General features: G+C 67.4%; 21 protein-coding genes. 11 read left to right on the forward strand and 10 right to left on the reverse strand.

The window, feature by feature from the left end:
- The first annotated feature begins 71 nt into the window (after positions 1-71).
- From frr to ACFO0G_RS07380, 3 genes are all read left to right on the forward strand, one after another.
- The gene (gene frr / locus ACFO0G_RS07370; protein ID WP_043452867.1) at positions 72-629 is read left to right on the forward strand and encodes a ribosome recycling factor; all 558 of its coding nucleotides are present in this window, start codon (positions 72-74) and stop codon (positions 627-629) included.
- Positions 629-1,549 carry a phosphatidate cytidylyltransferase gene (locus tag ACFO0G_RS07375; protein ID WP_286403054.1) on the forward strand — a complete coding sequence of 307 codons (921 nt, stop codon included), beginning with the start codon at positions 629-631 and terminating at the stop codon, positions 1,547-1,549. The genes frr and ACFO0G_RS07375 overlap by 1 nt, the downstream gene beginning before the upstream one ends.
- Positions 1,550-1,668: 119 nt before the next feature.
- The gene (locus ACFO0G_RS07380) at positions 1,669-2,253 is read left to right on the forward strand and encodes a DivIVA domain-containing protein (protein WP_286403055.1); all 585 of its coding nucleotides are present in this window, start codon (positions 1,669-1,671) and stop codon (positions 2,251-2,253) included.
- Positions 2,254-2,286: 33 nt separating this feature from the next.
- Here the strand turns inward: ACFO0G_RS07380 and ACFO0G_RS07385 are convergent, their stop codons facing one another.
- The 5 genes from ACFO0G_RS07385 to ACFO0G_RS07405 are packed head-to-tail and all read right to left on the reverse strand — an operon-like array spanning position 2,287 to position 6,765.
- Positions 2,287-2,973 (reverse strand): hypothetical protein, encoded by a 687-nt coding sequence (locus ACFO0G_RS07385; RefSeq protein WP_376976931.1) that lies wholly within the window; start codon positions 2,971-2,973, stop codon positions 2,287-2,289.
- A 19-nt stretch (positions 2,974-2,992) separates the two neighbouring features.
- Positions 2,993-4,459, reverse strand: a complete 1,467-nt coding sequence (locus ACFO0G_RS07390) for a sodium/solute symporter (protein WP_286403058.1) — start codon at positions 4,457-4,459, stop codon at positions 2,993-2,995.
- Positions 4,460-4,466: 7 nt separating this feature from the next.
- The gene (locus tag ACFO0G_RS07395; RefSeq protein WP_286403060.1) at positions 4,467-4,838 is read right to left on the reverse strand and encodes a DUF485 domain-containing protein; all 372 of its coding nucleotides are present in this window, start codon (positions 4,836-4,838) and stop codon (positions 4,467-4,469) included.
- Positions 4,835-5,551 carry a LytR/AlgR family response regulator transcription factor gene (locus tag ACFO0G_RS07400; protein ID WP_286403061.1) on the reverse strand — a complete coding sequence of 239 codons (717 nt, stop codon included), beginning with the start codon at positions 5,549-5,551 and terminating at the stop codon, positions 4,835-4,837. The genes ACFO0G_RS07395 and ACFO0G_RS07400 overlap by 4 nt, the downstream gene beginning before the upstream one ends.
- A gap of 32 nt (positions 5,552-5,583) precedes the next feature.
- The gene (locus ACFO0G_RS07405; RefSeq protein WP_286403063.1) at positions 5,584-6,765 is read right to left on the reverse strand and encodes a sensor histidine kinase; all 1,182 of its coding nucleotides are present in this window, start codon (positions 6,763-6,765) and stop codon (positions 5,584-5,586) included.
- A 184-nt stretch (positions 6,766-6,949) separates the two neighbouring features.
- Between ACFO0G_RS07405 and ACFO0G_RS07410 the strand changes: the two genes are divergently transcribed.
- Both ACFO0G_RS07410 and ACFO0G_RS07415 read left to right on the forward strand, forming a co-directional pair.
- A complete protein-coding gene (locus ACFO0G_RS07410) occupies positions 6,950-7,330 on the forward strand; it encodes a DUF485 domain-containing protein (protein ID WP_286403065.1) in 381 nt (126 codons plus the stop codon).
- On the forward strand, positions 7,327-8,943 hold the full coding sequence (locus ACFO0G_RS07415) for a solute symporter family protein (protein WP_286403066.1): 1,617 nt from the start codon (positions 7,327-7,329) through the stop codon (positions 8,941-8,943). Before ACFO0G_RS07410 ends, ACFO0G_RS07415 begins: the two co-directional genes overlap by 4 nt.
- Before the next feature lie 151 nt (positions 8,944-9,094).
- Here the strand turns inward: ACFO0G_RS07415 and ACFO0G_RS07420 are convergent, their stop codons facing one another.
- The 4 genes from ACFO0G_RS07420 to ACFO0G_RS07435 form a co-directional block, all read right to left on the reverse strand.
- On the reverse strand, positions 9,095-9,706 hold the full coding sequence (locus ACFO0G_RS07420) for a hypothetical protein (protein ID WP_376976932.1): 612 nt from the start codon (positions 9,704-9,706) through the stop codon (positions 9,095-9,097).
- 31 nt (positions 9,707-9,737) lie between these two features.
- Positions 9,738-10,142: a DUF4383 domain-containing protein gene (locus ACFO0G_RS07425; protein WP_286403070.1), complete on the reverse strand. Its 405-nt coding sequence runs from the start codon at positions 10,140-10,142 to the stop codon at positions 9,738-9,740.
- A gap of 156 nt (positions 10,143-10,298) precedes the next feature.
- Positions 10,299-10,922, reverse strand: coding sequence for a hypothetical protein (locus tag ACFO0G_RS07430; protein WP_376976933.1), 624 nt, complete (start codon positions 10,920-10,922; stop codon positions 10,299-10,301).
- A 136-nt stretch (positions 10,923-11,058) separates the two neighbouring features.
- The gene (locus ACFO0G_RS07435) at positions 11,059-11,532 is read right to left on the reverse strand and encodes an Lrp/AsnC family transcriptional regulator (RefSeq protein WP_376976934.1); all 474 of its coding nucleotides are present in this window, start codon (positions 11,530-11,532) and stop codon (positions 11,059-11,061) included.
- 192 nt (positions 11,533-11,724) lie between these two features.
- On the opposite strand from ACFO0G_RS07435, the gene pdhA reads away from it, so the two are divergent.
- The 3 genes from pdhA to ACFO0G_RS07450 are packed head-to-tail and all read left to right on the forward strand — an operon-like array spanning position 11,725 to position 15,307.
- Positions 11,725-12,894, forward strand: coding sequence for a pyruvate dehydrogenase (acetyl-transferring) E1 component subunit alpha (gene pdhA, locus ACFO0G_RS07440; RefSeq protein WP_286403073.1), 1,170 nt, complete (start codon positions 11,725-11,727; stop codon positions 12,892-12,894).
- The gene (locus ACFO0G_RS07445) at positions 12,894-13,904 is read left to right on the forward strand and encodes an alpha-ketoacid dehydrogenase subunit beta (RefSeq protein ID WP_376976935.1); all 1,011 of its coding nucleotides are present in this window, start codon (positions 12,894-12,896) and stop codon (positions 13,902-13,904) included. The genes pdhA and ACFO0G_RS07445 overlap by 1 nt, the downstream gene beginning before the upstream one ends.
- Before the next feature lie 8 nt (positions 13,905-13,912).
- Positions 13,913-15,307 carry a dihydrolipoamide acetyltransferase family protein gene (locus ACFO0G_RS07450; RefSeq protein ID WP_376976936.1) on the forward strand — a complete coding sequence of 465 codons (1,395 nt, stop codon included), beginning with the start codon at positions 13,913-13,915 and terminating at the stop codon, positions 15,305-15,307.
- Here the strand turns inward: ACFO0G_RS07450 and ACFO0G_RS07455 are convergent.
- Complete coding sequence (locus tag ACFO0G_RS07455; protein ID WP_376976937.1) at positions 15,304-15,996, reverse strand: SACE_7040 family transcriptional regulator; 693 nt, start codon at positions 15,994-15,996, stop codon at positions 15,304-15,306. The genes ACFO0G_RS07450 and ACFO0G_RS07455 overlap by 4 nt on opposite strands.
- 101 nt (positions 15,997-16,097) lie before the next feature.
- Between ACFO0G_RS07455 and ACFO0G_RS07460 the strand changes: the two genes are divergently transcribed.
- The 3 genes from ACFO0G_RS07460 to ACFO0G_RS07470 are packed head-to-tail and all read left to right on the forward strand — an operon-like array spanning position 16,098 to position 21,110.
- On the forward strand, positions 16,098-17,705 hold the full coding sequence (locus ACFO0G_RS07460) for a carboxyl transferase domain-containing protein (RefSeq protein ID WP_376976938.1): 1,608 nt from the start codon (positions 16,098-16,100) through the stop codon (positions 17,703-17,705).
- Positions 17,706-17,712: 7 nt separating this feature from the next.
- Positions 17,713-19,944, forward strand: coding sequence for an ATP-binding protein (locus tag ACFO0G_RS07465; protein ID WP_376976939.1), 2,232 nt, complete (start codon positions 17,713-17,715; stop codon positions 19,942-19,944).
- Positions 19,945-19,946: 2 nt separating this feature from the next.
- Positions 19,947-21,110 (forward strand): acyl-CoA dehydrogenase family protein, encoded by a 1,164-nt coding sequence (locus ACFO0G_RS07470; RefSeq protein ID WP_286403087.1) that lies wholly within the window; start codon positions 19,947-19,949, stop codon positions 21,108-21,110.
- The last annotated feature ends 33 nt before the right edge of the window (positions 21,111-21,143 follow it).

The following is a 21,143-nucleotide window of genomic DNA, read 5'->3' on the forward strand; positions in this document are numbered from 1 at the left end:
ACAGCAACCAAGAACCACGTGCGTGCAGATAACCGGCGCCCCGGACCGCACCAGAACCGTCAGGAGAGACCGTGATCGAAGAAACCTTGCTCGAAGCCGAAGAAAAGATGGACAAGGCGGTTGAGGTAGCCAAGGAAGACTTCGCTTCCGTCCGCACCGGCCGCGCCAACCCCGGCCTGTACAACAAGGTCCTGGTGGACTACTACGGTTCGCCCACGCCGCTGCAGCAGCTGGCTTCCTTTGCCATCCCGGACGCCCGGACCATCCTGATCACCCCGTTCGACAAGTCCGCCATGCGGGACATCGAGCGTGCCCTGAGCGATTCCGAGGTCGGCGCCAACCCGTCCAACGACGGCAACGTCATCAGGATCACCATTCCTGAGCTGACCAAGGAACGCCGCAAGGAATACGTCAAGATCGTCAAGACCAAGGGCGAGGACGCCAAGATCTCCATCCGCAACATCCGCCGCAAGGCCAAGGAGACGCTGGACCGCCTGGTCAAGGACGGGGAAGCCGGCGAGGACGAGGGCAACCGCGCCGAGAAGGAACTGGACAGCCTCACCAAGGCCCACGTGGACGGCATCGACGAGCTGCTCAAGCGCAAGGAAGCAGAGCTGCTCGAAGTCTGATGGGCCAGGCAGATCAGGCCCCCACACCCAGGGCGCGCACACGGGGGAAGCAGCCCAGGAGCAACCCGACACCAAAGGCCGGGCGCAACCTGCCCGCCGCCGTCGTGGTGGGGCTGGCCATGCTCATCGCCGTCCTGGGCGGGCTGCTGTTCCTCCCGCTGGTTTTCGTCGCCATCGTCACGGCCTTCGCTGTGTTCGGCGTCTGGGAGATCTACCGGGCGCTGGAGGCCAACGGTACAAGGATGCCCATTGTTCCGGTCATGACCGGAACCCTGGCCATGCCGTTCGCCGCCTACTTCGGCGGGATCGAGAGCCAGCTCTTTGCCCTCCTGCTCAGCGCCGTGGCGGTCCTGGTGTGGAGGTCCATCGAAAGTGCGGCCGGATCCGCGAACAGTATCTTCGCCGGCGTCTTCACCCTGGGCTGGGTGCCGTTCTTCATCAGCTTCGCAGCACTGCCGCTGCATGCCGCCGGCACGACACCGCTGGGACTCTGGCCGGGCGGCCTGGCCCCCATCGGAGCGTGGGAGATTGCGGTGATGCTGCTGCTGGTGGTCTCCAACGACACCTTCGGCTACCTGGTGGGCGCGTCGATCGGCAAGCACCCCATGGCGCCAAAGATCAGCCCGAAGAAGTCCTGGGAAGGATTCGCGGGATCGGTGGCGGGGGCCATGCTGATCGGCATCCTCGCAGCCCTTTTCGTGCTGGACAAGCCGTGGTGGGTCGGCGCCGTGCTGGCCGTGGGAACGGTGGCAGCCTCCACTGCCGGCGACCTCGCTGAATCCATGGTCAAACGTGAGTTGGGCGTCAAGGACATGAGCAGCATCCTGCCCGGACACGGAGGCGTGATGGACCGGCTGGACTCCATCGTGTTCGCCGCGCCTGTGGCCTTCATCCTGTACGGACTTGTGGCCGGCGCCTAGGCCCCTACAGCCAGGCGCACCCGGGCACTGACACAAACAGGGTCCGGACGGGCTTACCAGGCCCGGCACCCTAAACTGGTGCGGAAGCACTACGGCTGAAGAGCATTGAAGGAATCGAAGTGGCATTGGACATTCATCGGCAGATCCCTGCGTCCTTTGAGCGCGTGCAGCGCACCGAGTACGGCTACAACGCCAAGCAGGTGGACCAGTTCCTGCAGCGGGCGCGGGTTTCCCTGGAAACGCCTGAAGCTGCAACCGAGCCGGTCAACAGCTCCGACGTGCGGGCAGTGTCCTTCGATCCCGTCAAGGGCGGCTACTCGGCTGCCGTGGTGGACGCAGCGCTGGACCGGCTCGAGGACGCCTTCGCCCGCCGGGAGCGGGACGAATTGATCGCAGCGCAGGGCGAGGAAGCCTGGCTGCGCGAAATCGGAAACCTGTCCGGCATCCTCCGGGGACGGCTTCACCGGCCGGACGGCGACCGCTTCCGCCGGCCCAGCAAGAAGAAGGGGCGCAGCTACAACACGGACGACGTCGACCGGCTGTGCCATGAGCTCATCGCCTACCTTGAGCAGGACAAGCCGCTGAGCGTGGACAGTGTGCGGCGCGCAGTCTTCCGTCCTGCCGTGGGCCAGGAGGGATACGAGGAATCCCAGGTGGACGCCTTCCTGGACCGCGTAGTCGAGCTGATGGCAGCCATCGACTGACCTGCCCCTGCCGGAGGCCCTGCTCCTGGACGCTTAGTCCCCGGACGGCGGCGTGGGGGACAAGGGCGTAAAACGGCGCCACACATCGCGGTAGCTCCGGTACCCGCGGACCGCGGAGGCAGCCAGGAACGCGGCCCCGCACACTGCACCCGTCACTGCGGCCGGTGCCGTACCGGCGCCTGCCAGTGTCACCAGCAGGCCCGCCAGGATGGCAATCAAGGCAGCGTTCGCCGTCGTCATGAAGATCATGCTGCTGCCCGCCACATGGCTGAAGCTGCCGCGGTTGCCGAAGAAGTAGTAGGTCTGCACGGAGCCGGCCTCGTCGTCGTGGTGTGACGCCATCAAGTACGGAGCCACACCCGGATCGAGGTCCACGTAGGCGGCGCGCAGCCTTTTCATGGCCGTGACGTACATGAGGTCCTCGTGGGCCACGTTGTTCACCCGGAGTTGGGTCAGGAGCCCGACCGCCGCGTCGATGAACAACACCACCACTGCCAGCAGGACGAACGCATCCGAGAATCCGGTTGCCTGGCCCACCAGCGCCACACTGACCACGCTGGCTGAGGTGAAGGTGAGGAACATGCTGATGCGGGTCAGCACCTCCGCTTGTGCTGTGCTGCGGGACGCCAGCAGGCCCCAGTGTTCCGTAGCGAGCAGCTGTGCCCGCACGGAGGCCGGGACCCCGCCGTGCTGGTGGGACGCGCCGTCCTCGATGGACATGGCGCTATTGTCCTCCCGATCACCGTTCGGTTGCCAGTGGCCGTTCCGGAGTGTGCAGCCGGGTCATGACCCTTGGCATGGTGGCCGGGATCCGGCTGGCAGTGGCCCGTGACACGATGACCATCACGGCGAACGCGGCGGGAACGCTCCAGGCCGCGGGCTGAGCCAGCCAGGCCGGCGTGGGACCCGAGCCGGGGAGGGCCCCGGCGATCATGGCCCCGCCGCAAAGCACTCCGCCGGTCACCATTCCGGCAATGGCACCGGCATCGGTCAGGCCGCGCCACCAGATGCCCAGCAGCAGGACCGGGCACACGGTGGAGGCAGTGAAGGCGAAGACCAGGCCGACGCTGCCTGCCAGTGCCAGGGAACCCGTCATGAAGGCAAAGCCAAGGGGGACGACGGCGGACACGACGGCCGCGAGCCGGAAGCCCCGGACGCTGCCGCCAAGGACGTCCTGGCTGATGACGCCGGCCAGGGACACCACCAGGCCTGACGTAGTGGACAGGAAGGCCGCGAACGCCCCGGCCACCACCAGGGCGGTGAGCAGGTCGCCGGCCACCCCGCCGACGAGTTCGCCCGGCAGCCGCAGGACCATGGCGTCCGGCTGGCCGGACCGGGCAAGATCAGGGGCGAACATGCGGGCCACCAGGCCGTACGCGCTGGGGAAGAGGTAGAACACGGACAGCAGGCCCAGGACGATCAGCGTGGTGCGCCGCGCTGAGTGCCCGTCCGGGTTCGTGTAGAAACGCACCAGCACGTGCGGCAGGCCCAGGGTGCCGAACAGCAGCGCCACCAGCAGGGACACGTTCTGGTAGGGCCCGGCCGGCGCCAGGTCCGTGGGGTTGACAGCCGGCGCGGATTGCGGCTCCACGCCGGTCCCGGCCAGCACGAAGATGATGAACAGGATGGGTACGGCCAGGGCCGTCAGCTTGAGCCAGTACTGGAATGCCTGGACAAAGGTGATGGAGCGCATTCCGCCCGCCACCACCGTCAGGCACACCACCACCACGACAGCCACGGAGCCCACCCAGGACGGCAGGCCGGTGGCGATATGGATGGTCAGTGCGGCGCCGTGGAGCTGAGGCACGATGTACAGCCACCCCACCATCACCACCACGAGGCTGGTGACCCGGCGGACCGTGCGGGAAGCGAGCCGGGATTCGGTGAAGTCGGGGATGGTGTAGGCCCCCGACCGGCGCAGCGGAGCGGCGACGAAGAGCAGCAGCATCAGGTACCCGGCCGTGTAGCCCACGGGGAACCAGAGCGCGTCGGTGCCGGACAGCAGGATGAGTCCGGCCACACCCAGGAAGCTGGCCGCGGACAGGTACTCACCGCCGATCGCCGATGCATTCCACCAGGGCCGGACGGTCCGCGAGGCAACGTAGAAGTCCCCCGTGGTGCGCGAAATCCGCAGCCCATAGAACCCGATGATGGCGGTGGCGAGGGACACCACGGTGACGGCAGTGATGGCGACGCCGGCATTCACCCCTGCATCACTGTTCCCCTGCCAGGTCCCGGTACCGTGCCTCGTTGCGGGCCGCCGTCCTGACGTACAGCCACGCGCTCAACCCGATCACCGGGTAGATTCCGGCGCCCAGGAGCAGCCAGCCAAAGGGGATGCCGGCGATGCGGGCGTCGGCGAGGCCGGGCACCACCACCAGGATCAGCGGGAACGCGGCAAGGATCAGCAGGAAGCCACCCGCCACCACCAGGGCCAGCCGCAGCTGGGACCGGATCAGCGAGCGGACGAACACCTGTCCGACGTCGGACTCCTGCGCCGCTTCGCGCGATTCCAGGGGCTTCGCTGCGCCGCGCACCGGAATGAGCGGCGCAGCGTGCGGGGCCGTGACCCGGACCCGGGTCATGCGTGCGGCCTGATGCGGGTGGCCTCCAGCTTCTCCCGCACGATGGGCAGGTGCCGGCGGCTGATGGGTAGGCCGGCGCCGGCCACCGTCACGCGCGGCCCGTCGGCCGCCAGCTTCATGGAGGAAACATGTTTCAGGGCCACCAGGTAGGAGCGGTGGGTGCGGATGAAACCGGCATCGGCCCATTGCTGTTCCAGGTCGGCCAGCGGCACCCGGATGAGGTAGCTCGCGTCGGCGGTGTGCAGCCGCGCATAGTCCCCCTGGGCCTGGACGTACGTGACGTCGTCGCGTCGGATCATCCTGGTGGTCCCGCCCTGGTCCACGGTGATCATCTCCGGTGCCGCCCCGCCGTCGCGCAGTTCACTGATCCGCCCCACGGAACGGGCCAGGCGCTCGGAGCGCACAGGCTTGAGCAGGTAGTCCACGGCGGCGAGCTCGAAGGCGGCCAGGGCGTGGTCCTCGTCGGCGGTGACAAAGACGACGGCGGGCGGGTTGCTGCTCCGGGCGATGGCGCCGGCAATCTCCAGGCCGGACACGGCGGGCATGTGGATGTCCAGGAAGACAGCGTCGATGCCGCCGGCGGACAGGGCTGTAAGTGCCTCCGCGCCGGACGTGGCCCGCAGCACCTTTCCGATGCGTTCGTCCCTGCCCAGCAGGAACGCCAGTTCCTCAACGGCGGGCAGCTCATCATCAACGACGAGGACGTTAATCATTCTCCTAGGGTACTTCCAGGGGGAGGCCGGCCTTATGCATCATGCCCGGGCTGGGACTTGGGCACCCGCATGGTGATCAGCGTTCCCTCGCCCGGCGCCGTTTCCACCACCAGCCCGTGGTCGTTGCCGTACACCTGGCGCAGGCGGGCATCCACGTTCCGCAGTCCCACGTGGTCCCCGTCGGTGTGGCCCGCCAGGACCGACCGGAGCTGCTCCGGATCCATCCCCACGCCGTCGTCCTCGATGGTTACCTCAGCGAAGGCACCCGCGTCCTCCGCCGTGATGCTGATGTGGCCGGGCCCCGCCTTGGCTTCAAGCCCATGCCGGACGGCGTTTTCCACCAGCGGCTGGAGGCTGAGGAAGGGGATGACGGTGCTGAGGACTTCGGGTGCCACCCGCAGGCTGACCTGGACCCGGTCGCCAAACCTGGCCCGCTCCAGGAGCAGGTAACGGTCGATGCAGCGCAGCTCCTCGGCAAGCGTGGTGAAGTCGCCGTGCCGCCGGAACGAATAGCGGGTGAAGTCCGCAAACTCCACCACCAGCTCCCGGGCCCGCTCCGGGTCCGTGTTGATAAAGGACGCGATGGCGTTGAGGGAGTTGTAGATGAAGTGCGGGCTGATCTGGGCGCGCAGTGCCCGGACCTCCGCTTCCATGAGCAGCGTGCGGGAAGCGTCCAGTTCAGCCAGTTCCACCTGGACGGCCACCCAGTCCGCCACTTCCCCCGTCGCCCTGACCAGGCCTGCCCCAGCTGAAGGCGCGAAGGCGGCCACGGCACCCACCACCCGGGTGCCCGCCCGGACGGGGGCGATGACGCCGGCGAGGTGGCCGCCGGTTCCTTCCCCTCCAGCGGGGAGTACGGCTGTCCGGCCCGAAGCCAGGACCTCCGCGGCGAGTTCCATGAGGCGCGGCCTGATGTCCTCGCCGCCGCCGTCCCAGGCCAGCACGCCCGAGGTGTCCGTGATCGCCAGGGCGTCGCAGGCAAGCAGGGCGCGTAGCTGGCGGCTGGCCTTGGCGGCTCCGGCGGGGTTCAGGCCGCGCCGCAGGTGCTGCCCGGCCTGGGAGGCTGCATGGAGCGTGTGGTAGGTGGCGCGTTCGGCATCAGTGCCCAGCTCGCGGAAGGAACGGAGCACCTTGAGGCCCACGCCGACGACGACGGCAATGGCCATGGCGATCACCGCCACTGCCGCGGCGGTGAGGAGGGGGGAGTCCGGCATGGTGCCCAGCGTAGCGGCGGGTGCCGTTTGCCGCAGCATCGCGACCGTTGAGCGACGGTGGGGGATGATGTGCTGGAACACGGGCGGGGCCGGACGGCAAAGTGATTGGTGTCACATCTGCGGTGCCCCTGCGTGATCAGGGCCTGCCGCCCGGTGTGTTCCGGCAACTCAATGAGGAGGAACGATGGGTAACGATGCCCATACTCCGGACGCAGCGGCGTCCGTGGACTTTGAACAAGTCCAGTCGACCGGGCAGTTCCAGGAATTGCGCAAGCGTCACCGCAGCTTTGTCTTCCCCATGGCAGTGGCCTTCCTGCTGTGGTACTTCGCCTATGTCCTGCTGGCCGACTACGCGGTGGGATTCATGTCCACCAAGGTCTGGGGCAACATCAACATCGGCCTGATCCTGGGCCTGCTCCAGTTTGTCTCCACCTTCGCCATCACCGGCTGGTACGTGCACTACTCCAACAAGCGGCTGGACCCCATCGCTTCGGAGATCAGGCACGAGATCGAGGGGCATGAATTCGATAGGAACGGAAACCGAGTGGGCGGAGCCAACAAATGATCGCAATTCCCGCAGCGGTGGATGTCGCCGCCCTCAAGGACACCACCCTGCTGAATATGGGCATCTTCGGCCTGTTCGTGGCCGTGACCATGGTGATTGTGTTCCGCGCCAGCCGCAACAACAAGACCGCCGCCGACTACTACGCGGCAGGACGGTCGTTCACCGGATCACAGAACGGCACCGCCATCGCCGGCGACTACCTGTCCGCAGCATCCTTCCTGGGCATCACGGGCGCCATCGCCATCAACGGCTACGACGGGTTCATGTACTCCATCGGCTTCCTGGTGGCCTGGCTGGTGGCGCTGCTGCTGGTTGCTGAACTGCTGCGCAACACCGGCAAGTTCACCATGGCTGACGTGCTGTCCTTCCGGCTGAAGCAGCGCCCGGTCCGGATCGCCGCCGCCATCTCCACCCTCGCCGTCTGCTTCTTCTACCTGCTGGCCCAAATGGCCGGCGCGGGAAGCCTGATCTCCCTGCTGCTGGGCATCAGCGACTGGGGCGGCCAGGCCCTGGTGATCATCGTCGTCGGCGCCCTCATGATCATGTACGTCCTGATCGGCGGCATGAAGGGGACCACCTGGGTCCAGATCATCAAGGCCATGCTGCTCATCGCCGGTGCCGCCGTCATGACGCTGTGGGTCCTGGCCATCTACGGCTTCAACCTCTCCGCCCTGCTGGGCGGCGCCGTGGAGACCGCCAACAACCCGGCAGTTCTCAACCCGGGCCTGCAGTATGGCAAGACCGAAACCTCCAAGCTGGACTTCATGTCCCTGGGCCTGGCCCTGGTCCTGGGTACGGCAGCCCTGCCGCACGTGCTGATGCGCTTCTACACCGTCCCTACCGCCAAGGAAGCACGCAAGTCCGTGGTCTGGTCCATTTGGCTGATCGGCCTGTTCTACCTCTTCACCCTGGTGCTGGGGTACGGGGCCGCAGCCCTGGTGGGCGCGGACACCATCAAGTCCGCACCCGGCGGAGTCAACGCCGCCGCCCCGCTGCTGGCGTTCCACCTGGGCGGCCCGCTGCTGCTCGGGTTCATCTCGGCGGTCGCGTTCGCCACCATCCTGGCGGTGGTGGCCGGCCTGACCATTACGGCCGCGGCATCCTTTGCCCATGACATCTACGCCAACGTCATCGCCAAGGGCAAGGCCGACGCCGCCACCGAAGTCCGGGTAGCCCGCCGCACCGTGGTGGTGATCGGCATCCTGGCAATCCTCGGCGGCATCTTCGCCAACGGCCAGAACGTGGCCTTCCTGGTGGCGCTGGCCTTCGCCGTCGCGGCATCTGCGAACCTGCCCACCATCATCTACTCGCTGTTCTGGCGGAAGTTCACCACCCAGGGCGCCGTGTGGAGCATGTACGGCGGCCTGGCCTCCGCGATCCTGCTCATCGTGTTCTCCCCGGTGGTCTCGGGATTGAAGACCTCGATGATCCCGGGCGCCAACTTCGCCCTCTTCCCGCTCAGCAACCCGGGCATCGTGTCCATCCCGCTGGCCTTCTTCCTGGGCTGGCTGGGCACCACCCTGGACAAGCAGAAGGAGGATCCCGCCAAGCAGGCCGAGATGGAAGTCCGGTCGCTCACGGGCATCGGAGCCGAAAAGGCCGTGGACCACTAGGCAGGGTCCCTGAAGAGGGTCCACTGCCAACCAGCACCGGGACTTTTCCGGCGCAACGCGAAGAGCCTCCTGCCGCAGACTGAACTGCGGCACGGAGGCTCTTTCGTTGGGGCCGGGAGGGTCTTGCCGCGGGTGGCTCAACGCTGCCGGCTTAGCGCTGGTGGTGGCCGCGCGGTGCCAGGTTCCCGTGTCCACCGTGCGGTACGGCGTACTGGCCGGCGGTTGAAGCGGCAAGCCCCGGCGTCGTAATGCCCGCCACCAGGAGCGCGCCCGCGAACGCTGCCAGCAGCAGCCTGCCCGGGCGCATTGCCGCCCTTTCCCCGGCTGCCCGTCGCAGCCAACCCAGCGAGGCAAGAATCATCAGCGTCAGCAGCAGCGCCGAAAGCTGCGTCAAGCCCAGCCCGGAGGTCGCAGGGGTGGGGAAAGCGATGGCGGCGAGGTGGGCCACGGCCGCGGCTGCCAGCACAAACTGCATCCACCGGCCGCCCGCTGGCCTGTCCTTGGCCAGGAATACCACGGCACCGGCCAGCAGGGCCGCGCCCCAGAGTCCGGCCAGCGCGCCGGCGAGGACCCTTTCCGGCTCACCGGAACCAGCTGAAAAGACGCTCGACGAGATGGCCAGGTTGACCGACCCCGCGCCGAGTCCCGCGAACCCGGCGACCAGGCGGACCGAGGGGTGCCTCTGGGGCACCACCTCTTGCCGCGGCGCCGGGCGGTCCGCCCGTGCTGACAGCGGGAGGGCTGCTCCATCGTGCGCTGTCATGCGCTGGCCCGCCATGTCCTGTCCTGGCATGCTAGGCGCGGGCTGCGGCCGGGGACTTGTCCAGGGACAGGCCCACGCCGAGCAGGAGTACCGCGCTGGCCAGGTGGAGGACGTTGTCGGCACCGTTCAGCGCGATGATGTTCAGCGGCGAGTTCAGCAGGAACAGGCCAACGATGCCCACCAGGAGGTAGACGCCGCCCACGGTGGCGTTCACTGTGCGCGCGCTGGCCGTTCCGCGGAGTCCGGCGAACAGCAGCGCGGCGCCGATGGCCAGGTGGATGACGTTGTGCAGCGGGTTGACTTCAAAAATGATGAGGTTGGCGCCCTCGGTGGCGGCGAAACCGATGCCGGAGGTGACAGCGAAGCCCAGGAGGCCCACCAGCAGGTAGACGGCTCCGAAAATGGTGGCGACGAGGCGGTTGGGTGAGTTGCGCATGACCTGGATCCTTCCGATAGGGCGGGCGTGTCCACCCGCCGTGTGTGGTCCCTGGTCGGGACCCTCGGAAGCGATTCGGATCATGGCCGGAGGTGGATGGGTAAAAAGATCAGTACCCTTTCCACTTTCCCGGTGTTTCAGCCCTCCGCGTGGTCCCTAGGAGGCGGGACGCAGTTTGATGTTGGTCATCCGGAGCTGGTCGGTTCCCTCGAACTTGTAGGCCAGGTCCACCTTTTTGCCGGTGCAGCTGATCTGGCCCACCACCTCGGCCGACTTGACGCCGTTGTCCGTGGCGACCTTGAGGTTGTTGTAGGAAGGCTGGCAGGAGCTGTCCATTTCCAGGCTCTGCACCCCGGAGATGAATGCCTCCTTGGAGAGCTGCTTCTGCAGGGCGGGGTCAAGGTACTCGTCGTACGCACCGGAGGTGTCGCCGGCGATCACCTTTTTGGTGAAGTCGTCCGCAAGGCCCCTGGCCTGGTTGGTGGCACTGCCCACGATGTTCACCAGGATGACGACGCCGATGATCACCAGCAGCAGCACCCCGCCAATGCTGCCAAGGATGATCCACAGCTTCCGCCGGCTCCGCTGCCGGCGTCTCTGCAGAGGGGGCTCACCGGGCAGGCCGAACGGCGCCGGCTGCTGCGGCATCGGGGGAATCTGCTGCGGCGTGTAGCCCGCCGGGCCTTGCTGGTGTGGGCCTTGCTGGTACGGGCCCTGCTGGTACGGATCCTGGGAGCTGCCCTGGTCCTGGGGACTGCCCGCTTCCTGGGGACTAGTCAAGTGGGGTGCCTTTCATTGAACAGGCGCTCTGGCGCCGGCGGCGGACGGACCGGTCCCCGGCCCGCGCATGACTGAAACCAGCCTATAACCCGGCCCGCCGCCGTCGTGCTTTCAGCGCCGCCTCGAAATTTTGCCGCTACCCGCCCTCGGAGCCCCGGTCCAGCAGGGGCTGCACCCGGAAGGGGATCAGCTCGCCCATTGCCAAAGCGGTGTCCGCACGCTCCACGCCGTCACAGGCCAGGATCTTGCCGTTGATGCGGAACAGGTCCTCGGCATCCCGGGCCACCACGCGCAGCAGCAGGTCCGCCGATCCCGTCAGCCCGTATCCCTCCAGAACCTCCGGAATGGCCGCGATCTCCTCCGCCAGCCTCCCAAGCTTCTGCTGCTGGACATGCACGGAGATGAAGGCCATGAGCGGGTACCCCAGCGCCGCCGGATTAATGCGCCGTTGAAAGGACAGGAAGGCGTGCTTCTTTTCCAACTGGGCCATGCGCGCCTGGACGGTGTTGCGGGACAGGCCCAGCTTCTGGGCGAGCGCCACCACCGTCCGGCGCGGATCTTCCGCCAGCGCCGAGAGCAGGCGGGTGTCAGTGCCATCCAAAGCTTGCATAATGCGCAACGCTAGCACGGTGCCGATAGGGCGGACAGGGCATTTTGCTCAAAAAATGCCCGAGTGGTTGTACCCCATGGATGTTGTGAGTAGGGTCACAGTATCTGGGGCAATGACGCCCGGAAGGCCGGTGGCGGCAGGGCCAAAAGCCCGGAGGCCACGGGTCAACGACGTACGAAGGTTGCGGCAATCGTGTCTACAGACGAAACGGGCCATGGCGGCGCACAGACCCCCCAAAGCGCAGGAAATCCGGGCACGCCCGGGCAGGAACTTCTTCAACTGATCACCCCGGCAGGCGAACGCATCAGCCACCCGGAATTCGACTTCTGGGTCAGGGATATCACCGACGAACAGTTGTGTTCCCTGTTCGAGGACATGACCGTCATCCGCCGGATCGACGTGGAAGCCACCGCCCTGCAGCGGCAAGGTGAGCTGGCCCTGTGGCCCCCGCTGCTCGGACAGGAGGCGGCCCAGATTGGCTCCGGCAGGTCCCTGCGGGCGGACGACTTTGTGTTCTCCAGCTACCGCGAGAACGGCGTGGCGTACTGCCGCGGCGTGGATCTGACCGACCTCCTTCGGGTATGGCGCGGCAATGCGTCCGGCGGCTGGGACCCGTACACCATCAACATGGCCACGCCGCAGATCATCATCGGTGCCCAGACCCTGCACGCCACCGGCTATGCCATGGGGATCCAGAATGACGGCGCCGACGCGGCCGCCGTCACCTACTTCGGCGACGGTGCCACCAGCGAAGGCGACGTCAACGAGGCCATGGTGTTTGCCGCCAGCTTCCAGGTGCCCGTGGTGTTCTTCTGCACCAACAACCACTGGGCCATCTCCGAGCCGGTACGACTGCAGTCCCATATCCAGCTCGCGGACCGGGCCACCGGTTTCGGCATCCCCAGCCTGCGGGTGGACGGCAATGACGTCCTGGCGGTCATGGCCGCTACCCGGCTGGCACTGGACCGGGCACGGCGCGGCGGGGGTCCCACCTTCATCGAGGCGGTCAGCTACCGCATGGGGCCGCACACCACCGCGGACGATCCCACCCGCTACCGCGACGCGAATGAGCTGGAGGACTGGGCGGCGAAGGACCCCATCTCACGGCTGGCCGGCCTCCTGGACCGTAAGGGCCTGCTCAGCCCGGAACTGCAGAAACAGGTCAAGGACAAGGCAGACGCCGTTGCGGCGGAGATGCGCCGGGGCTGCACCACCATGCCCGATCCCCAGCCGATGGACATCTTCAAGCACGTCTACAGCACGCCCAACTCCTGGCTGGAACGCCAGCAGGACCACTACGCCCGTTATTTGGCGTCCTTCGGCGATCCCGCAGGAGCCGTTTCAGAGGAAGGTGCACGCTGATGACGCAGTTGACCTTCGCCCGTGCCATCAATGCCGGGCTGCGCAAGTCGCTGGAAAACGACGCAAAGGTGGTCCTCCTCGGCGAGGACATCGGCACCCTGGGCGGGGTGTTCCGGGTAACGGACGGCCTGCAAAAGGACTTCGGGACCCACCGCGTCGTGGACACGCCGCTGGCCGAGTCCGCCATCGTGGGCACCGCCGTGGGCCTGGCCTACCGGGGCTACCGGCCGGTGGTGGAGATCCAGTTCGACGGGTTCATCTACCCGGCGTTCGACCAGATTGTCAGCCAGGTGGCCAAGCTGCACTATCGCACCCGCGGGGCCGTCAAGATGCCCATCACCATCCGCGTCCCCTTCGGCGGCGGCATCGGATCACCCGAACATCACTCGGAATCCCCGGAAGCCTACTTCACCCACACCTCCGGGTTGCGGGTGGTGACAGTGGCCAACCCGCAGGACGCCTACACCGTGATCCAGCAGGCCATCTCCTGCGACGATCCCGTCCTGTACTTCGAGCCCAAGCGCCGCTACCACGACAAAGGCGAGGTGGACGAGTCCGTGGATCCGGCCAAGGCCCTGCCCATGGACAAGGCACGGATTCTGACAGACGGCAGCGACGTCACCCTGGTGGCCTACGGGCCCCTGGTCAAAACTGCCCTGGACGCCGCCTCCGCCGCTGCGGACGAAGGCATCTCGATTGAAGTCGTTGACCTGCGCTCGCTGGCCCCCGTGGACTACGAACCCGTGGTGGCCTCCGTGCGGAAGACCGGGCGGCTGGTGGTGACCCACGAGGCCGGGCAATCCGGCGGCCTCGGTGCGGAAGTGGCTGCCAGCATCACGGAGCGGTGCTTCTACCACCTGGAAGCAGCACCCGTGCGGGTGACCGGCTTCGACATTCCCTACCCGTACTCCAAGCTGGAAATGCACCACCTGCCGGGCCTGGACCGCATCCTGGACGGCGTTGACCGTGCCCTGGGCCGCCCCAATTCCCTGAGCGGGCTGGAAGGATGAGCGCCACCATGATCAAGGAATTCCGGCTCCCGGACCTGGGGGAGGGACTCACCGAGTCCGAGATCCTCAGCTGGAAAGTGGGTGTTGGCGACACCGTCAGCCTGAACCAGGTCATCGCCGAGGTGGAAACGGCCAAGGCCGTGGTGGAGCTTCCGTCGCCCTTTGCCGGGGTCATCAAGGAACTTCACGAGCAGCCCGGTTCCGTGGTGGAGGTGGGCAAGCCCATCGTCTCCTTCGAGGTGGCGGACGACGCCGGCGGGTCACCTTGTGTGCCGTCCGGCACCGTTCCGTCCGGTGCCGGAAACGAGGGGTCCGGGGAAGCTGCGGTGGAAACGCCCAAACGGGAACCGAACCTGGTGGGGTACGGTGCCGTCGTCGAAGGTTCCGGTCGCCCCACGCGCCGGGCACGGAACTTCGCCCCCGTGGCCGGGCCTGCCGAAACAACGCCCGCAGAAAGTGCAGTGCAGGTGGTTGAGCCTGCAGGCACCCGCCCTGCCGATACCAGGCCCACCGAACGGCCCAGGTCCACTCCTCCTGTCCGCAAGCTGGCCAAGGACCTGGGGCTGGACCTCGTGCAGATCCGCGGTACCGGTCCCGGCGGGCTGATCACGCGGGAAGACGTCCAGGAATTTGCCGGGCAGGCGGAAGAACCCTCCGCCCCTATGGCTGGCCAGGCGGTAACGCCTCGGGCCGGCGCGGGGGAGCGGGAGACCCGGACCTCCATCAAGGGCGTCCGGAAACACACCGCGGCCGCGATGGTGCAAAGCGCCTTTACCGCGCCGCATGCCACCGAGTTCCTCACCGTGGACGTCACGCCCAGCCTCGAGCTGCTGGCCAGGCTCAAGGACAGCAGGGCATTCGCCGGCATCAAGCTCACGCCCCTGACCCTCGCAGCCAAGGCGGTCCTCATCGCCCTGCGCCGGCAGCCGGCGTTGAATTCGCGCTGGGACGAGGAAAACCAGGAGATCGTCACGTTCCATTACGTGAACCTGGGCATCGCCGCAGCCACGCCCAGGGGACTTACCGTGCCCAACATCAAGGACGCCGACGCCCTGCAGCTCCCGGAGCTCGCCCAGGCCTTGGCGGAGCTCGCCGAAACCGCGCGGGCCGGCAAGACCACCCCTGCCGACCTTTCCGGCGGCACCATCTCCATCACCAACATCGGTGTCTTCGGCATCGACGCCGGCACCCCCATCCTCAACCCGGGGGAGGCAGCGATCCTTGGCCTCGGGGCTGTCCGGACCATGCCATGGGAATACCGGGGCGAAGTGGCGCTGCGCCAGGTGCTCACACTGAGCCTGTCCTTCGACCACCGCCTGGTGGACGGCGAGCAGGGCTCCCGTTTCCTTGCCGACGTCGGCGCCATCCTGGCCGAGCCGGGCATGGTCCTCACCATGGTCTAGCCGCGCGGCGGTGTGCTCTCCACCATCAGGGCTGCCAGCGCCATCCGTTCCAGCAGGGGCCGGGCAACGCTGGCAGCCATCCGCCGGCCGTGGCTGCGGACCGAGTGCGGGGTGGAGTTGATCAGGCCAAAGGTGGCGTGGGCGCGCATGCGCAGTTCTGCCGCATCGATACCGGGGTGGACCTTTGCCAGGACGTCCACCCACAGCTCCACGTAGCTGCGCTGCAGCGCGCGCACCGCGGACTGGTCCTGCTCCGACAGGTTGCTGAGGTCCCGGTCCTGCACCCGGATCACGTCGGGCTTGCCGAGCGCGAAATCCACCTGGAACTCCACCAGTCGACGCAGCGCCGCCAGGGGGTCGGCGGTCTGCTCCACAACCTGGCGCCCGCCGTCGAGCAGTTCCTGGCTCACGGTGACCAGCAGGTCGGCCAGGACGGCCTGCTTGCCGGGAAAGTGGCGGTAAACCGCGGGGCCGCTGACTCCCGCGGCCGCGCCCAGGTCCTCCAGGGACACCCGGTTGAAGCCGTTGACTGCGAACAGCGACGCCGCGGCAGTAAGCAACGCCTGCCGCCGGTTCTCCTTGGCCTTGCCGCGCTGCGTTGTGGGGGCGTGCGTGGCAGGGACCGGCTGCGCTGGATTGCTGGACACTTTTCCTCCTGGGGCCGACGCAGAGTCTAACAAGGAGCCCATGTGTTGGACATCACAGTTAATCGAGACTAACCTGAATTTCAGTTATTAGTCACTAACCGAGTTGGCGTGGAGCCGGCCGGTGCACACAGGACGGATCGTCAATGGAGACCCTGGCCACCCGGCTCGACCCGGCAAGCGAGTCCTTCCGCGCCAACCGTGAAGCGCAGCTGGCGCTCGCGGAGGATCTGCGGAAGAGGCTGGCGGATGCGGCGCTGGGCGGTCCCCAGAAGTCGCGGGACCGGCACGTGGCCCGGGGCAAGCTGCTCCCGCGGGACCGGATCGACCAGCTCCTGGATGACGGCAGCCCGTTCCTGGAAATCGCGCCCCTTGCCGCCAACGGCATGTACAACGACGATGCCCCGGGCGCCGGGGTCATTGCCGGGATTGGCCTGGTGCACGGCCGGCAGGTCCTGGTCATCTCGAATGACGCCACCGTCAAGGGCGGCACCTACTACCCCATGACCGTCAAGAAGCACCTGCGCGCCCAGGAAATCGCGCTGGAAAACCGCCTGCCGTGCGTCTACCTGGTGGATTCCGGCGGTGCCTTCCTCCCCAAGCAGGATGAGGTGTTCCCGGACAAGGAACACTTTGGCCGGATCTTCTACAACCAGGCCCGGCTCTCCGCCGCCAAGATCCCCCAGATTGCCGCCGTTATGGGCTCCTGCACGGCAGGCGGCGCCTACGTCCCCGCCATGAGCGACGAAACCGTCATCGTCCGGAACCAGGGCACCATCTTCCTGGGCGGACCGCCGCTGGTGAAAGCCGCCATCGGGGAGATTGTCACCGCAGAGGAACTCGGCGGCGGCGAGGTGCACTCCCGGATCTCAGGGGTGACGGACCACCTGGCCGAAAACGACGAACACGCCCTCCAGATCATCAGGGACATCGTTGCCACCCTGCCGCCGCCCGCCGCGCCCGCCTGGCAGGTGGAACCCGCCGTCGAACCGGCCGTTGACCCGGAAGGGCTCTACGGCGCCGTGCCCACGGACGTCAACGCACCCTACGACGTCCGCGAAGTCATCGCCCGGCTGGTGGACGGCAGCAGGTTCCACGAGTTCAAGAAGGACTACGGCACCACCCTGGTCACAGGGTTCGCCCGGATCAACGGACATCAGGTGGGCATCGTGGCCAACAACGGCGTGCTGTTCAGCGAGTCCTCGCTCAAGGGAGCCCATTTCATCGAACTGTGCGACCAGCGCGGCATCCCGCTGCTGTTCCTGCAGAACATCTCCGGCTTCATGGTGGGCAGGGACGCCGAACAGGGCGGCATCGCCAAAAACGGGGCCAAGATGGTCACCGCCGTCGCCACGGCCCGCGTCCCCAAGCTGACAGTGGTGATCGGCGGATCCTTTGGTGCCGGGAACTACTCCATGTGCGGCCGCGCCTATTCACCGCGATTCCTGTGGATGTGGCCGGCGGCCCGGATCTCCGTGATGGGCGGCAACCAGGCGGCCAGCGTGCTGGCCACCGTGAAGCGGGACCAGTATGAGGCGGCAGAGGAGGACTGGCCGGCGGGCGACGAGGAAGCCTTCAAGGCCCCCATCCGCCAGCAGTACGAGGACCAGGGCAGCCCCTACTACTCCACCGCCCGGCTGTGGGACGACGCCGTCATCGATCCCGCCGATACCCGCACCGTCCTGGGTCTCGCCCTGGACGTCGTCTCCCGCACCCCCTTGCCGGAGACCTCCTTCGGCCTCTTCCGGATGTGAGCCAGCAATGACCATGCAGACCAACACCGCCACGCAGACCACTGCCGACGCCGGGAGCGGGGCGGCCGCCAATGACGCCACGCCCCTCTTCAGCACGGTCCTGGTAGCCAACCGCGGCGAAATCGCCTGCCGCGTGATCCGGACCCTCCGCCAGCTGGGGATCCGCTCGGTGGCCGTCTACAGCGATGCCGACGCCGGCGCCCGCCACGTGCGCGAAGCCGACACTTCCGTCCGGATCGGCCCCGCCGCCGCGGCCGAGAGCTACCTGAACGCCGACGCGATCGTCGAAGCCTGCCGGCAGTCCGGCGCCGAGGCGGTCCATCCGGGCTACGGCTTCCTCAGTGAGAACGTGGACTTCGCCCGTGCCCTCGAAAAAGCCGGCATCTCCTTTATTGGCCCGGGCGTTGAAGCGCTCAACGTCATGGGTGACAAGATCCGCGCCAAGAACCATGTGGCGGGGTACGGCGTGCCCGTGGTCCCCGGCGTTGCCAGGCCCGGCATGACGGACAGCGAACTGGCGGAGTCCGCTGCCGCCGTCGGCTATCCACTCCTGATCAAGCCCTCCGCCGGTGGCGGCGGCAAAGGCATGCACGTGGTGGAAAGGCCGGCGGACCTGCCCGCCGTGCTGGCCACGGCGCGGCGTGTGGCCAGCGCGGCGTTCGGTGATGACACCCTGTTCCTGGAGCGCCTGGTGACCACACCGCGGCACATCGAAGTGCAGGTGCTGGCTGACAACCACGGCAATGTCATCCACCTGGGCGAGCGCGAGTGCTCCCTGCAGCGGCGGCACCAGAAAGTAATTGAGGAAGCCCCGTCGCCCCTGCTGGAGGGCCTGCTAAATGGGGCGGAGGTGCGGTCGCGGATCGGCGAGGCTGCATGCAATGCCGCCCGCAGCGTGGACTACACCGGGGCGGGAACCGTGGAATTCCTGGTGTCGGACGACGCCCCGGACGAGTTCTTCTTCATGGAGATGAACACCAGGCTGCAGGTGGAACACCCGGTAACGGAAATGATCACCGGCATCGACCTGGTGGAATGGCAGGTGCGGATCGCCGCCGGTGCGGAACTGACGCTGCGGCAGGCCGACGTCGAACTGTCCGGCCATGCAGTGGAGGCGCGCGTCTACGCCGAGGTGCCGGAGAAGAACTTCCTGCCGTCCACCGGGACTGTGCTGCAGCTGGATGAGGTGCCCCCGAACCCGGACGGCCGGGTCCGGGTGGATTCCTCCCTGGTGGAAGGACTGGAGCTCTCGGCACACTACGATCCCATGATCTCCAAGGTGGTCGCCTGGGGCGCGGACCGCGGAGCAGCACTCGCATCCCTGGACGCGGCACTGGCAGGTTACACGGCACTGGGCATCGAGACCAACGTCGAGTACCTGCGGCTCCTGCTCAACGATCCCGACGTCCGCGCCGGGCGACTGGACACCGGCCTGATCGAACGGAAGCTGCCCGCCCTCGAATTCCGCCGCATCGGGGAGCCCGAACTCGTGGCTGCCGCGCTCTACGCGCTCTCCCTGGAAGCGCAAAACGACCCCGCCCCGGACGCCGGGCCCTGGCAGGGCAGGAGCGGCTGGCGCCTTGGCGCGCCGGCGCCGCGCCGCATCAGCCTGGGAACGCCCGACGGCGGCGTGGCCAGCGTGCTGGTCAGCGGCAGCCCCAACGGGGGACAGACCGCCACGGTAACGGTCGACGGCGGCGCGACGCGACGTGCGGCGCTGCACTGGTCCAGCCGGCAAAGCATCAACCTCGACCTTGACGGCGAACGCCGGAGTTACCGGCTTGCGCCGGTCTTCACTGGGCCGGTGGAACCGACGTGGAGCAACCCACTGCCCGGACGTCCCACCCAGCTCTTCCTCGGCAACGGCGGCTGGTCCTGCCGGCTCGACGTCCTGACCCGCGAGGCGCGGCTGGAACGGGTGCTGGCAGCCGTCCAGCGGCAGGAAGGCGCCGCGGATCCCGAGGTGCGCTCGCCGATGCCCGGAACAGTGGTCGCCGTCCCGGTCAGTGACGGGGACGAGGTCCAGGCCGGGGAGGTCCTGGTGTCCGTGGAGGCCATGAAAATGGAGCACCATCTGGTGGCCCCGCAGGCAGGGACGGTCCACCTTGCCGCCCGCACCGGTGACCTGGTGAAGGCCGACCAGGTGCTGGCCACTGTCCACCCCCATCCCGCGGCTGCAGAACCCGCTTCCACGGACGCAGAAACAGCTACAGACGAAGACCAAGGCGAAGGAGCCTGACCATGACCGGTTTTGAACTCACCGAGGAATACCAGGACCTCAGCGACACCGTGCGCGACTTCGCGGACAACGTGGTGGCCCCCGTATCCGCCAAGCACGACGAAGAGCACAGCTTCCCCTATGAAGTGGTGAAGCAAATGGCGGAGATGGGCCTGTTCGGACTGCCGTTCCCGGAAGAATACGGCGGCATGGGCGGGGACTACTTCGCCCTTGCGCTCGCGCTGGAACAGTTGGGCCGCGTTGACCAGTCGGTGGCCATCACCCTGGAAGCCGGCGTTTCCCTCGGCGCCATGCCCGTGTACCGCTTCGGTACAGACGCGCAGAAGCAGGAGTGGCTGCCCATGCTGGCATCCGGCCAGGCGCTCGCCGGGTTCGGGCTCACCGAGCCCGAGGCAGGCTCGGACGCCGGCGGCACCAAGACCCACGCCAGGCGCGAGGACGGCAACTGGGTGATCAACGGCAACAAGGAGTTCATCACCAACTCCGGAACCGACATCACCCGCCTTGTCACCGTCACGGCTGTCACCGGACAGCAGCAGCGCCGGGACGGCAGCATCAAGAAGGAAATCTCCACCATCCTGGTTCCCACGGACACGCCGGGTTTCAAGGCGGAGAAGCCCTACAACAAGGTGGGCTGGAACGCCTCCGATACCCACCCGCTCACCCTGAAGGACGTCCGGGTGCCGGAAGAAAACCTGCTGGGCGCCGAGGGGCGCGGCTACGCGAACTTCCTCTCCATCCTGGACGAGGGCCGGATCGCCATCGCCGCCCTGGCAACGGGCGCCGCGCAGGGCTGCGTGGACCTGTCGGTCAGGTATGCCCGCGAGCGCCGGGCCTTTGGCCACGAAATCGGCAAGTACCAGGCGGTCTCCTTCAAGATCGCGCGCATGGAGGCGCGGGCCCACACCGCCCGGCTGGCCTACTACGACGCGGCCGCCCGGATGCTGGCCGGCAAGCCGTTCAAGACCCAGGCGGCCATCGCTAAGATGGTCGCAGGCGAGGCAGCCATGGACAACGCGCGGGATGCCACCCAGGTATTCGGCGGCTATGGCTTCATCAACGAGTTCACTGTGGCACGCCACTACCGCGACTCCAAGATCCTTGAAGTGGGGGAGGGCACCACGGAGGTCCAGCTGATGCTGATCGCCCGCGAACTGGGACTTTAGCCCTTGCGCCTGCCGCAGGGTACGTAAGCCGGC

The sequence above is a fragment of the Arthrobacter sedimenti genome (genome assembly GCF_042652025.1).
In the GTDB taxonomy this organism is placed as follows: domain Bacteria; phylum Actinomycetota; class Actinomycetes; order Actinomycetales; family Micrococcaceae; genus Arthrobacter; species Arthrobacter sedimenti.